The organism is Bacillus sp. FJAT-25509 (assembly GCF_001420605.1).
Lineage (GTDB): Bacteria > Bacillota > Bacilli > Bacillales > Bacillaceae_G > Gottfriedia.
Genome location: NZ_LJIZ01000016.1, coordinates 430,773 through 444,735, shown reverse-complemented (window position 1 = coordinate 444,735; position 13,963 = coordinate 430,773). Strand labels below are relative to the sequence as shown.

Genomic DNA, 13,963 nt, shown 5'->3' with positions numbered 1-13,963 from the left:
TCCTCGAGGTCATAAGCCAATTTTCGTCTAAGATTAAAGTGCAAATCTTAGCCAAAAATCGTCTTATGCTTGTCGGAGCTAAGCAGTCGCCTCCGCTTTTCGGAAGTGTAAAGAAAAAATATTGACAAGTGATTATAAAGAATATATAATTTTCATTGTTGCCTTGAGGTGGTTTATTTATGAAATGGTCAGTGCACCAGTTGCAGAAATTAAGACATAAAGGTTTAAATTTAGATGAGACAATTGATGTAAGTCAAATAAAGGAACGTAATACTGATATTCGAGAGGTTGCTCCAATTCGAGTTACTGGACGAGTTGATTTTGGAACGAACCGATATACGTTTCATTTAACAATAACTGGATATTTAATTTTACCTTGTGTAAGAACATTAGTTGATGTAAAATATCCTTTGTCGATTACCACAACAGAAACATTTTTTACAACATCAGAATGGAAAAGTGAAGATGAGAATTTTCACATCCTAGAGGGTGACGTGTTAGACTTAACCCCAGTGATTGAGGAATGTATTTTAGCTGAGATTCCAATGCAGGTTTATGCAGAGGATATTGAAGGGAAAGAAACAGCTCCAACGTCAGGAACAGATTGGGAAGTTAGGGAACATGTCGAAGTAGAGCAAAAAATTGACCCTCGACTTGCTGGATTAGCAAAATTTTTTGACAAACAAGATAATTGAGAAGTACCGGATAACCGGCTTCATAACAAACACTCACTTTAAGGAGGTGGGATCAATGGCAGTACCTGCAAGAAGAACGTCCAAAACTGTAAAAAGAAAGCGTCGTACGCATTTTAAATTAGCGGTACCTGGAATGGTTGAATGCCCAAACTGTAGCGAATTAACATTAGCACACCGCGTATGTAAATCATGCGGACACTACAAAGGAAAACAAGTACTTAGCAAATAAGCTAGTCTTTGAATGAGCACATAGGAAACTATGTGCTTTTCCTTTTGCCTTTAAACCTCGTTTGTCTGTCTTTATACGATCAAATCCTCTAAAGTCATGCTTCCTCTTACCTCTGCCCATTTCAATTCCTGTATAGTATAATAAAAACTAATAGGAAACTAGGTAAAGAGAGAGGGATTCCAATGTCTGAAGTAATTACTTATCAAAGAGATGAAATAGATTATATATTTTTAAATAGGCCTAATTACGGGAATTGTATTGATGAAAATACTGTAGAAAAACTTTCTGAAATTATCCGAGAAATCCGAATGAAATCCCAAAGTAAACTAGTTGTTTTAACTGGGGAAGGTATGAAATATTTTTGTACCGGTGGGGATTTAAACACAATCTTAAAGTTTAAAAATAATTTAAGTGGATTGGAATCTTTTAATCTAAAAATGTGTGAATTGATATATCAAATAGCGATGTTACCTCAAATTACAATCTGTTTTATTAATGGTTATGCTTTAGGTGGTGGCTGCGAACTCGCTAGTGCATTCGATTTTAGATACGCGAGTCATAATGCAAAAATAGGATTTATTCAAGGTAGAATGGGAATCCCAACTTCATGGGGTGGAGGTACCATACTTCAAGAAAAAATGAGTCATCAAGATTGGATTACTTTACTATCATCCTCTAATATTTACACCGCATTTCAAGCTAAGAAGATCGGCTTTATACATGAACTATCAAAAGATTTAACAAGTTTACATAATGAAAGTTTTATAAGTTTAGCTCGAAGTATTCCAGCACAAATCCATCATCAAAATAAAAAAATACTTATTCGCAAATGGACCGAGCAAAATCTTAAGAGAAGAATGGAAGAAGAAGTTTTTTCAGCTATGCCACTTTGGTTTTCAGATGAACATATAAAAAATATCGAACAATTTACAAAAAAATTGGAAAAGTAATCTTCTACCTTCATTTTTTTGTGCATATGAATTAGTAAAATCTGCTTATTGCATAAGAAAATTGGAGGGGATTGCAAATGGTTGCAAATCGCCAGGATGCATGGACAAAAGATGAAGATAACTACTTAGCTGAAGTAGTTTTAAAAACCATAAATGAAGGGTCAACTCAATTAATGGCATTTAAAGTTGTAGCAAAGAACCTATCAAGGACAGCTGCTGCTTGTGGTTACAGATGGAATTCTTTTGTTAGAAAGTTCTATAAAGAAGAGATTGAAAAAGCAAAAAATAGTAGTAAAAAACAAGCTGTTCATTCTAATGAAGTAGAACCAACGCGTGATTTGGAAACAATTACGAATCAGACTCATGAAGATGCTACAACAGAAAAAGGTCATTCCGAAATAACTTTTGAGTCAGTATATAAATTCCTTGAATATTTGAGATTAAAAGTTGATGCCGGTGGACGAATTAAAGATATACAATCTCTAGAAAAAAAGCTATTGAAATATAAGCAAGAAAACGAACAATTGAAAATTGAAAAGCAACAACTAGTTGAAAAACTAAATGAGCTGCAAAATGAATATGAACATTTATTTGATTTTCTAGATCAAAAACGAAAAATTGTAAATGTTAGTTCTAAAAATGACACGAAGGTAAAATAAAAAGAAAAAACTCAACATCTCCAAAAGGGGTGTTGAGTTTTTTGTCTTTATTTATTTTCAGGTTTCCAAATGACGAATTCAGAATCTGCCTCAATGAAACGTTGCTTTTTCCAAAATTCATTTGAATTTGCTCTTGGTATAGTTTTAATTGTTTTCTTAAAGGATTTAGCGAAATTTACTAATTCTTTTCCGTACCCATTCTTTTGATAATAAGGTAGAACTTCCATCTTATTTATTTCAATTATTTCTTCATTATTTTCACTATGTGTATATAAACTCATTCGGGCAATAAGTGCCTTGCCTAAATATATACCATAGAAAGGAGATTGAAACTCGTTGTCAATTAAATTTGATTCAAGATCTTCAAGCATTGATAGCTCTTGTAAACCGTAACCGGAAAATTGCTGAAATTGTTCAAGTGTTTTAAAATTTATTTGTAAACGTTCTATCTTGATGTTCAAAAAAGCTCCCCCTTAAAAAGAATGTAAATTTTTAATATTTTAAATATAATTATATCGTACAATTAAATTTAAAAAAAGATAGATTAGGTGTAAATTTATTATCAAAAAGATAATAATGGAAAAATAATTTTTCGAATGGAGAAATCAATGAAAATAGGAATAATTGGTGGTGGTGCCGTCGGTCTTCTTACAGCATCGTATTTGTATCAAAATAAACATAATGTTACATTGTTTACGAGAACAGAAGAACAGGCAGATCTTATAAATAACTTAGGTGTTATACTTTCAGTAGATGAAAAAACGAAACAAATGTGTATAACAGCAAAAAAATTATTACCTAAAATAAACACGTTCGATCTCTTAATTGTTTGTGTTAAGCAATATCATTTAAATGAAATCGTAAACACGTTAAATCAATATGAGGGGGAGAATATATTATTTCTCCAAAATGGAATGTCTCATATTGAAATCGTTAAAAATTTACCAATTTCAAATTGCTTTATAGGAATAGTTGAACATGGTGCATTAAAAACTTCTCCAAATGAAATAACACATACAGGTAAAGGTATTATTCGAATTGGACAAATAAAAGGGGAAATAGATGCACTAAATCATTTATCGAGTCTACATACAGTTGAGTTTCCAATCAAAAGCCAAGATGATTGGGAATATATAATAAAACAAAAGTGTTTAATAAATTGTATTATTAACCCCTTAACGTCTATATTGAACGTTCGAAATGGTGAATTAATCACTAATGAGTATTTTAAACCAATTTGTAAATTATTATTTAATGAGGTTGTAACGATCCTAGATTTAAATAACCAAAGTGAGTGGGATAAAGTAGTAGAAATATGTGAGAAAACTAAAGAGAACTACTCATCAATGAATCGAGATTTATTTCACGGTAGACAAACAGAAATTGAAAGTATGCTAGGATTTGTTAAAAAATTGGCAATTAATAAAAATATAAATGTACCGACAATTGAACTTGTGTACAATAGTATAAAAGGACTTGAGAAGAAAAAGGGGTAATTCTTTTTGGAAAAATTTTTCATTTTCTTTATTTCGCTATTAATTGAATTTCCGATTTTTTCTACAATATTTATCTATATGTTTTTAAAATTATTTTTTAAAAATAACAAGCGTAAACTTTTGCTTTTTACGTTAGATTTATCTACAATTCTATATATTAGTTCATTTTATTTTGTATTAAATATGATTTTTCCAACTGCAACAGGTTGGATATTAATTAATTTATTATTGGTTATCTTATTTATTAGTATTATTCTTCAATGGAAAGCAAAAAGAGATATTCGGTTTACTAAGCTACTAAAAGGTTTTTGGAGAATGTCATGTATTCTGTTTATTATTCTTCATTGTATTACTGTATTGGCTGGTTTAGTTTTAAAAATAACTGAGTATAATGCCTAATTGAAGAGCGAGAGAGGAAGTTCGTAATGCAAATTAGTACAGTCCATTTAGACGGGCAAAATAAATTGCTTAATGATTTTGTAAATGGAAATGAAGTAATTTCTTCTTTCTTTGGTGAAAATCCATTAGTAAAGGAAGAAATGGAATATAGAATTAAAAATGTAATGGAACGTTCTTATAATCGCACAGGATTAGTTAATGCACTCGAGAAGTTTCATCATAAGCATCATGCAAGTAATGAATCACTAGAAAATGTGAAAAAATTACTTAATAAAGATTCATTTGTTGTAATTGGTGGACAACAAGCTGGCTTATTAACTGGCCCATTGTATTCCATAAATAAAATTATTTCAATTATTCAATTGGCAAAGAAATATGAAAAAGATCATGGTCTAACAGTTGTCCCGGTATTTTGGATTGCTGGTGAAGACCACGATATAGATGAAATAAACCATATTCATACAATTGAGAACAATACAGTGAAAAAACAGACCTTTTATCAAAAAACGACTTATTCTCATGCTGCTTCTAAAACAGAATTAGATCAACAGGAGATGAAAAAGTGGATTGATAAAATCGTTAAAACGTTTGATGAAACGAATTATTCGAAGGAATTACTTGAAGAACTATATTCGATGATTGAGCAATCTACTACTTACGTAGATTTTTTTGCGAAGATTATTTTTAAATTGTTCCAAAAAGAAGGACTTGTCTTAGTTGATGCCGATGATCCGAATGTCCGAGAGTTGGAGTCATCTTTGTTTAGTGAAATGGTTCAAAAGCAAGATATCGTAAGAGGGGTTTTAAAGGATACAAAAAGCAGGTTAATAAAATCTGGGTACCACGAAACACTTCAAATTTCGGAACAGAGCATTCATCTTTTTTACCATAGTAATGAAGGTAGACAGTTACTTGAAGTGTCTGAAAATGAAGAGGTTTTTCAAACGAAAAATAAAAATTATCAATTTTCTAAGCATGAGTTGATCAAAATAGCGAATGAACAGCCAGAGTTATTAAGTAATAATGTTGTTACTAGACCAGTCATGCAAGAGTATTTATTTCCTACATTAGCATTTGTCGGGGGCCCAGGTGAAATTGCTTATTGGGCGGAGCTAAAGGACATTTTTAATTTATTTGACCTTGAAATGCCACCTGTGTTTTTAAGACATATGTTTACTATTTTTGAAAGAAATATCGTATCAGCTTTAAAAGATTTTTCATTAGATATTAATGATGTACTGAAAACTTCATTAGAAGAAAAGAAGGTTGAATGGATTAAAAATCAAGTGAAACTAGACTATAAAGAAGTGTTTAGTCATGCAAAAAAATCTTTAGAAGAACTGCATAAACCTCTTCAAGATGTAACGAAAAAAGTTACACCTAATTTAAAGGATTTTTCTATTAAGAATTATATAAAGATAGAAGAACAAATTCTACTTTTAGAACGAAAAATAGAAGAATCAATTTTAAAGCAAAATGAAGAGCAGATCACAAAGTGGAATCGAATCATCTGTTCAATTTCTCCAAATGGGAGACCTCAAGAAAGAACACTAAATATTCTCTACTATATTAATAAATATGGTTTTGATTTTGTTCATGAACTTTGTGATTTAGAACTATCATGGGATTACGCTCATCAAATCGTAAAAATTTAAGCCTATAATCAAAAATATTGCTTTTATTAATATAGATAGTTGTTTTTTATAGGGAACAAACATTGAAATAAGCTGAATTTTATAATAAAAATGAAATCCTGCTGCACTGCTAGCAGGATTTTTTCGTTTTTTAAAGAATTTTTTAGAAAAGGTGGTAAGAAGTGGGGGAATGTGGTAAGTTTGTGTTAGAAAGTGGGGGAATAGGATGTTTATCGGTGAATATCAACATAATATCGATGTAAAAGGACGTCTTATTATACCTTCTAAATTTCGAGACAAGCTTGGTGAAAACTTCATTGTTACAAGAGGTTTGGATCAATGCTTATTTGGTTATTCAATGGCCGAATGGAGTTTAATTGAAGACAAACTGCGCACACTACCACTAACTAAAAAAGATGCGAGAGCATTTACCCGTTTTTTCTTCTCAGGGGCAATGGAATGTGAGATGGATAAGATGGGGAGAATTAATATAACACCTAACTTACGCAGTTATGCAAAATTAGAAAAAGAATGTGTAGTAGTTGGTGTTACAAATCGTATTGAGATTTGGGATTTATCAACTTGGAATACATATATGAATGAATCAGAAGAGTCATTTGGTGAGTTAGCCGAAAACTTAATCGGATTTGACTTTTAAAAATTAACAAATTGAAAGTAGTGAAAGCATCATGTTTGAACATATTACGGTTTTATTAAAAGAAACTGTTGATTCTTTAGATATTAAGGAAGACGGCATTTATGTAGATTGTACTCTTGGCGGTGGAGGTCATAGTGAATACTTACTATCTCAACTTTCATCTAAGGGCAGATTAATTGCTTTTGACCAAGATGAAACAGCAATTAGACATGCAAAAGAGCGATTGAATAAATATGAAAATCAATTAACAATTGTAAAAAGTAATTTTAAACATATAAAAGAAGAACTCCATAATTTAGGAATTTATGAAGTTGATGGCATCTTATTTGACTTAGGTGTTTCTTCCCCACAATTAGATGTAGCTGAACGTGGATTTAGTTTTCATCAAGACGCACCTCTTGATATGCGTATGAATCAAGAACAAACATTATCAGCATATGAAGTCGTAAATGACTGGCCATATGAGCAACTTGTGAAAATATTTTTCCGATATGGAGAAGAGAAATTCTCTAAACAAGTTGCTAGAAGGATTGAAGAGTTAAGAGCTAAGAAGCCGATTGAAACCACTTTTGAGTTAGTTGAAATCATTAAAGATGCAATACCTGCACCTGCAAGAAGAACAGGTGGACATCCTGCTAAAAGAATTTTTCAAGCAATTCGTATAGCTGTAAATGATGAACTAGGTGTATTTGAAGAAGCTCTAAAAGATGCAATTACGCTTATAAAACCAAAAGGAAGAATTAGTGTAATAACATTCCATTCATTAGAGGATCGTATTTGTAAAACGATTTTTAAAGAAGCTAGTTCGCTTCCACCGTTACCACCAGGTTTACCAATTATTCCAGATGAGTTTAAGCCTAAGTTAAAACTAGTGACAAGAAAGCCGCTTTTACCAACAGATGAAGAAGTCGAATTTAATAAACGAGCAAGATCTGCAAAGCTAAGGGTTGCAGAAAAATTATAAGGAGGGAAAATAATGAGTAATTTGGCTAGAAAGCTACAACAAACACAAGTTACTGATTTACAACAAAGACCTTCTAACAAGAAAAAACATAAGAAAGTATCAAAAATTACACCTTTTGAAAAAATACTTTACTTAGTATTTCTTTTTGCATGCTTCTTTATGGGGACAAAAATCATTAAAACCCAAGCGGAAATATATGATACAAACTTAAAAATTCAAAATGTGAAAAATGAAATTGTAAATGGAAAACAGCGTAACTCTGAGCTGAAAATGAAGATTGATGAATTAAGCACATATGAGAGAATATGGCAAAAAGCAAAAGAGTTAGGTTTAAATATTGATAGTAATAACGTAAAGTTTACCGACACTAGCAAGTAGGAGATTATGATATGAGTAAGAAAAAAAATAAATACACAAATTATGGTATTCGTTGGTTTTTTATTGCTACTTTAGTCCTTTTTATCTCCCTTGTTGCTAGACTTTCTTATATTCAATTATCAAACACAGTAGAAGGTAAAAATTTAAAAGTATATGCTGATGAGAATTACAATACATCTCAAAAAATTCCTGCTAAAAGAGGAACAATATATGACTCAAATGGGGTTCCACTAGCGGAAGAGGTGACAGCATACACTGTTTCGGCCGTTCTAGATCCAAGTGCATCAAAAAACTCTAAAGTGAAAAGACATGTCGTAGACAAAGAAAAAACCGCAAGTGAATTAGCACCAATTTTAGGTATTGATGAATCGGATCTTTTAGCGAAATTAGGTAAACCAAAATATCAAGTTGAATTAGGACCAGGTGGAAGAAATATTTCTCAAAGCAAAAAAGAACAAATTGAGAAATTAAAGCTACCTGGTATTGTTTTTACTCCTTCACAGCAACGTTATTATCCAAATGGTGTTTTTGCATCCCATACTTTGGGTTACACAAATATAAATGATAATGGCGAATTAATTGGAGAAATGGGATTAGAAAAATCATTAAATACTGAGTTAACTGAACAGGATGGTAAAAGAAGCTTTTTACGTGATCGAAAAGGCAATATATTACCATATGTAAATGAAAAGGTTATTCCTCCGCACAACGGTGATGATGTGTATTTAACAATAGATACAAAGATTCAAAGTTTACTAGAAGACGCAATGACGAGCGTTGAAAAAAAATATGAGCCAGAAAAAATTATGGCAATCGTTTCTGACCCAAAAACAGGTAAAATCCTTGCGATGAGTAATCGTCCTAGCTTCAATCCGAATCTTCATGACATTACAAACTATACGAATGACCCGATTTCATATGCATTTGAAGCAGGTTCTACGATGAAAATATTCACTTTAGGTGCTGCAATGAATGAAGGAGTTTATAATGGAAATGAATATTTCCAATCAGGTCGATATAAAGTACCAGGTGGAGGCACTGTCCATGACGTAAATCGAAACGGATGGGGATCAATTACTTTTGATGAGGGGATTCAAAGGTCTTCAAACGTAGGAATTTCGATTCTACTTAATGAAAAAATAGGTGCAGATCGATTTTTACAATATTATAAAAACTTTGGATTTACACAAAAAACTAATATTAATCTTCCAGGTGAATCAAGTGGTAAATTAGTATTTAATTATCCACTTGAAAAAACTACAACTGCTTTTGGACAAGGATCTACAGTAACTGGAGTTCAAATTATCCAAGCTGCAAGTGCTATTGCTAACAATGGGAAAATGATGAAGCCTTATCTTGTTGACAAAATTGTCGAGCATGATACGAATAAAGTTATTAAAGACTATAAATCTCAGGTTGCTGGTAATCCAATTACAGAAGAAACAGCAAAAAGAGAGAGAGCGTTATTAGAAACAGTTATTACTGCGCCACACGGAACAGGGCATAACTATGCGATTGAAGGCTACTCAGTAGCAGGTAAAACTGGTACTGCCCAAGTTGTTGACGATCACGGGAAATATCTTAAAGGACGTGGTCAAAATCTATTTTCATTTATCGGTATGGCACCAGCAGATAATCCTAAATTGGTTGTTTATGTAGCAATGCTTCGTCCAAAACTTGAAGCGACTGAAATCGGTTCAGACGGTGTTTCTGAAATATTTAGAACTGTGACTAAAGGCGCATTAGAGTATATGAAGGTTGAGCCAGTTGAAAATGCAAAGGTAGATAAATTAATCGATAAAGAAAGTATTGAGATTCCGAATTTGAAAGGTCTAACCTTAGATGAAGCAAAATCTTTAGCTGTATCTGAAGGATTGAAACCAGTATTATTAGGTAATGGGTTAGAAGTTACTGGACAATCAATTAAGTCCAAAACTCAAGTTGTTAGAGGTACTAAAATCTATCTCAAGACAAATGGTACAAATACGATGCCGTCAATCGTTGGTTGGTCAAAATCGGATGTTAATCGTTTAGGTAAATTATTTAAGCTGAAAATCTCTTCAAAAGGATCTGGTTTCGTAACGAGTCAGAGTATTAAAGAGGATTCAGAGCTACGGGATAATGATTATTTAACAATTGAATTAGCGAAACCGAATGGATCTACCAAAGAAAATACTGATGTAAAAGATGGCACTGATGTAAATGGAGATGGGCAAGAGTAAAAAGGTTGAAGTAAGAATCAATTAAATAAAAATTATAATAGGCCTTCCTAGGACAATACAAAGCTAGGAGGTCTATTGTAATTGGTACAAGCATATATTGAAACGAACATAATGTAGAGGAGTGTTCGTTTCGATGCGAGTATCTAATGTAACAGTTCGAAAACGATTATTTTTTGTATTCATTGGTGGTTTATTGATTTTTTCTATTATTGCAACAAGGCTTGGTTATGTACAATTTGCGATGGGTGATCTTTTAACTGAGCGAGCGAAAAACTCGTGGAGTCGAGACATTCCATTTGAACCGAAGCGTGGTGAAATTTTAGATCGTAATGGTGTTGCTCTTGCTACTAATAAAAGTGCTCCATCTGTATTAGTCGTTCCTAGGCAAATTAAAGATCCTAAAGCAGCGACTGAGAAACTTGCCCCAATTTTAAAAATCTCCGAAGTAAAACTTTATAAGATTTTAACGAAAAGATCTAGTATGGAACACATTCGTACAGAAGGTATTAAAATTACAAATGAGAAAGCTAAACAAATCCGAGATCTTAACATAGCTGGTGTTTACATAGCAGAGGATTCTAAAAGATATTATCCATTTGGTGACTATCTTTCTCATGTTTTAGGTTTTGCAGGAATTGATAATCAAGGTTTAAATGGATTAGAACTTTATTATGACAAGCAATTAAGTGGTGAAAAAGGTAGTGTACAATTTTATTCTGACGCTAAGGGACAAAGAATGCCCAATATTGCAGACGACTATATTCCGCCGATTAATGGTTTAAACTTAAAATTAACTGTAGATTCGCGTATACAAACAATTCTTGAACGAGAAATGAATAATGCGACAGCTCAATATAATCCTGATTCAATGATTGGAATTGCGATGAATCCGAATACGGGAGAAATACTGGCAATGAGTAGTCGTCCAAGCTTCAATCCTACTAATTTTAAAAATGTTTCTCCTGAAGTATATAATCGAAATTTACCTGTTTGGTCAAATTATGAGCCAGGTTCAACCTTTAAGATTATCACACTCGCAGCAGCATTAAATGAAGGGTTAGTAGATTTGAATAAAGACACTTTTTATGATGATGGGGCTGCTGAAGTAGCTGGAGCTCGTTTGCGTTGTCATAAAAGAGGTGGACATGGCTCCCAGACATTCTTAGAGGTAGTTCAAAATTCATGTAATCCAGGATTTGTAGAATTAGGTAATCGCTTAGGAGAAGATCGTCTATTTAAATATATTCGTAATTTTGGTTTCGGCCAAAAAACAGGAATTGATTTACAAGGTGAAGGCTCAGGAATTTTATTCAGTATGGATCGAGTCGGTCCAGTTGAAGCAGCAACAACTGCTTTTGGTCAAGGTGTATCAGTTACACCAATTCAGCAAGTTGCAGCAGTATCAGCTGCTATTAATGGGGGAATTCTTTACCAACCTTATATCGCTAAAGAGTTTGTAGATCCGGTTACAAACGAAGTAGTAAGTCGTAAAACACCAATATCAAAAAGACGAGTGATCTCTCCTGATACATCTAAAAAGGTACGATTAGCTCTAGAAAGTGTTGTTGCACAAGGTACTGGTAAAGGTGCATTTGTGGAAGGGTATCGTGTTGGAGGTAAAACTGGAACAGCTCAAAAAGTTAAAGATGGACGATATGATGATAGTAGCTTTATCGTTTCGTTTGTAGGCTTTGCACCGGCAGACAATCCTCAAATAGTGGTATATATTGCAGTTGATAATCCAAAAGGCACTGTTCAATTTGGGGGAGTTGTAGCTGCTCCAATAGTAGGGAATATTATTCGTGATAGTATGCAAGTTTTAGGCGTACCACCTAGAAAAAATCAAATCCCAAAAAAATTCGTATATGGTGATACACCAACATATGAAGTACCAAATTTAATTGGTTTGGAGAAAAAAGATTTGCAACCTTTGCTAGATACTTTTACTATTGAATATAGTGGCAGTGGAAATATTGTCGTTGACCAAGCACCAAAAGCAGGTGTTAAACTAAAAGAAGGTTCTAAAATTAGAATTTATTTAGGAACGAAAGAAGAAACTAAATCTAAGACTAAAGATAAAAAATGATTTAGTGTAAACGAAAGGAATTACTATGAAACTTTATACTTTACTATCAAGATTAAAGCCTTTAGTGAATCTTCCATCTGAAAATCCGGAAATCACTGGGGTTGAAATGGATTCAAGAAATGTAAAACCAGGTTATTTATTTATCTGTATCGAGGGGTATACAGTTGATGGCCACAAGTACGTAAATCAAGCGATTGAAAACGGCGCAGTAGCAATACTTGCACAAAAACCAATTGAATCGAATGTTCCAGTAGCTTATGTGAAAGACACAAATCGTTCAATGGCTGTTATTGGTAATGCCTTTTATGAAAACCCAACTCACAAACTAAATCTAGTTGGTATTACTGGTACGAATGGTAAGACCACAACTTCATATATTATTGAAGAGATTGTTAAACACAATAAGAAAAAAACTGGTGTTATTGGCACAATTGGAATGAAAATTGGAGAAGAGATTTTTGAAACAAAAAATACAACTCCTGATAGTTTAACTTTACAATCAATGTTTGCAAAAATGGTTGATGCAAATGTGGATACTGCAGTTATGGAAGTTTCTTCACATGCATTACATTTAGGGCGTGTTCATGGTTGTGAATATGATATTGCTGTTTTTACAAATCTATCACAAGATCACTTAGATTATCATGGAACGATGGAAGAATATAAAAAAGCTAAAGGTATATTATTCTCTCAATTAGGTAATAGCTTCTCAACGCAAAAACCTAAATTTGCAATCCTAAATAATGATGATCCTGCTTCTGATGAATATATGAAGTTTACGCAAGCTAATTTAATTACTTATGGTTTAAGTCAAGAAGCTGACTTGTTTGCTGATGAAATTGAATTAACGAATGCTGGTACTAGATTCACTTTACATTTCTTAAATAAACAATATGTTGTAGTAATGAATCTAATTGGAACATTTAACGTATATAATGTGTTAGCTGCAATCGGTGCAGGAATCGCATTAAATATCGAAATGGAGACAATCCTAGACGCTGTAGCAACAATTGAAGGTGTACCAGGACGTTTCCAAGCAGTTAATGCTGGTCAAGATTTTACAGTTATTGTAGACTATGCCCATACACCAGATAGTTTAGAAAATGTATTAAATACTGTTAAGCAATTTGCAAAAAATGATATATTTACTGTTGTTGGTTGTGGTGGAGATCGTGATCGAACAAAACGTCCACTAATGGGTAAGATTGCAGCGGATCTTTCAACTAAAGCGATCTTTACATCTGATAACCCAAGAACAGAAGACCCAACCTTAATTTTAGAAGACATGAAACGCGGATTAGAGCATAATAATATTACGGTAATAGAAGATCGTAAAAAAGCTATAACATTTGCGATTCAAAATGCAAAAAAACATGATATTATTGTTATTGCAGGTAAAGGTCATGAGACATATCAGATTGTAGGAACGAATGTTTCACATTTTGATGATGTTGAAGAAGCTAAAGAAGCTATTTTGCAAAGAAGAGGATAATATCCTCTTCTTTGTAATGTGAAAAATTGATTTCATAATTCTTTTTAAAAGAATTAAACTATTAAGTAAACAACAAAGAAGAGAACTTAGAAAGGAGGGCG

General features: G+C 32.6%; 14 protein-coding genes. 13 read left to right on the top strand and 1 reads right to left on the bottom strand.

Features of this window, described 5'->3' with window-relative positions; genetic code table 11:
* Positions 1–179: 179 nt before the first annotated feature.
* The 4 genes from AN960_RS11350 to AN960_RS11335 all read left to right on the top strand — a co-directional run bounded on the left by AN960_RS11350 (position 180) and on the right by AN960_RS11335 (position 2,533).
* Positions 180–695, top strand: coding sequence for a YceD family protein (locus AN960_RS11350; protein WP_056471131.1), 516 nt, complete (start codon positions 180–182; stop codon positions 693–695).
* A gap of 55 nt (positions 696–750) precedes the next feature.
* Complete coding sequence (gene rpmF, locus AN960_RS11345; protein WP_025672195.1) at positions 751–924, top strand: 50S ribosomal protein L32; 174 nt, start codon at positions 751–753, stop codon at positions 922–924.
* 182 nt (positions 925–1,106) lie between these two features.
* A complete protein-coding gene (locus AN960_RS11340; RefSeq protein ID WP_056471129.1) occupies positions 1,107–1,874 on the top strand; it encodes an enoyl-CoA hydratase/isomerase family protein in 768 nt (255 codons plus the stop codon).
* Positions 1,875–1,951: 77 nt separating this feature from the next.
* On the top strand, positions 1,952–2,533 hold the full coding sequence (locus AN960_RS11335) for a hypothetical protein (protein ID WP_056471126.1): 582 nt from the start codon (positions 1,952–1,954) through the stop codon (positions 2,531–2,533).
* 47 nt (positions 2,534–2,580) lie between these two features.
* On the opposite strand, the gene AN960_RS11330 is transcribed toward AN960_RS11335, so the two are convergent.
* Positions 2,581–2,994 (bottom strand): GNAT family N-acetyltransferase, encoded by a 414-nt coding sequence (locus AN960_RS11330; RefSeq protein ID WP_056471123.1) that lies wholly within the window; start codon positions 2,992–2,994, stop codon positions 2,581–2,583.
* 147 nt (positions 2,995–3,141) lie between these two features.
* Here AN960_RS11330 and AN960_RS11325 point away from each other — a divergent pair, with 147 nt between their 5' ends.
* The 9 genes from AN960_RS11325 (at position 3,142) to AN960_RS11285 (ending at position 13,862) form a co-directional block, all read left to right on the top strand.
* A complete protein-coding gene (locus AN960_RS11325) occupies positions 3,142–4,029 on the top strand; it encodes a 2-dehydropantoate 2-reductase (RefSeq protein WP_056471119.1) in 888 nt (295 codons plus the stop codon).
* Between the two features lie 6 nt (positions 4,030–4,035).
* Complete coding sequence (locus AN960_RS11320) at positions 4,036–4,428, top strand: DUF3397 family protein (protein WP_056471117.1); 393 nt, start codon at positions 4,036–4,038, stop codon at positions 4,426–4,428.
* Between the two features lie 26 nt (positions 4,429–4,454).
* A complete protein-coding gene (gene bshC, locus AN960_RS11315) occupies positions 4,455–6,083 on the top strand; it encodes a bacillithiol biosynthesis cysteine-adding enzyme BshC (protein WP_056471115.1) in 1,629 nt (542 codons plus the stop codon).
* A 205-nt stretch (positions 6,084–6,288) separates the two neighbouring features.
* Positions 6,289–6,720, top strand: coding sequence for a division/cell wall cluster transcriptional repressor MraZ (gene mraZ, locus AN960_RS11310; RefSeq protein WP_056471113.1), 432 nt, complete (start codon positions 6,289–6,291; stop codon positions 6,718–6,720).
* Between the two features lie 31 nt (positions 6,721–6,751).
* Positions 6,752–7,684: a 16S rRNA (cytosine(1402)-N(4))-methyltransferase RsmH gene (rsmH, locus tag AN960_RS11305; protein WP_056471111.1), complete on the top strand. Its 933-nt coding sequence runs from the start codon at positions 6,752–6,754 to the stop codon at positions 7,682–7,684.
* Between the two features lie 12 nt (positions 7,685–7,696).
* The gene (gene ftsL, locus AN960_RS11300; protein ID WP_056471108.1) at positions 7,697–8,062 is read left to right on the top strand and encodes a cell division protein FtsL; all 366 of its coding nucleotides are present in this window, start codon (positions 7,697–7,699) and stop codon (positions 8,060–8,062) included.
* A gap of 11 nt (positions 8,063–8,073) precedes the next feature.
* The gene (locus tag AN960_RS11295) at positions 8,074–10,284 is read left to right on the top strand and encodes a penicillin-binding protein (RefSeq protein ID WP_082459472.1); all 2,211 of its coding nucleotides are present in this window, start codon (positions 8,074–8,076) and stop codon (positions 10,282–10,284) included.
* 133 nt (positions 10,285–10,417) lie between these two features.
* Positions 10,418–12,370: a stage V sporulation protein D gene (locus tag AN960_RS11290; protein WP_056471103.1), complete on the top strand. Its 1,953-nt coding sequence runs from the start codon at positions 10,418–10,420 to the stop codon at positions 12,368–12,370.
* Between the two features lie 25 nt (positions 12,371–12,395).
* Positions 12,396–13,862, top strand: coding sequence for a UDP-N-acetylmuramoyl-L-alanyl-D-glutamate--2,6-diaminopimelate ligase (locus AN960_RS11285; RefSeq protein WP_056471098.1), 1,467 nt, complete (start codon positions 12,396–12,398; stop codon positions 13,860–13,862).
* Positions 13,863–13,963 lie beyond the last annotated feature (101 nt).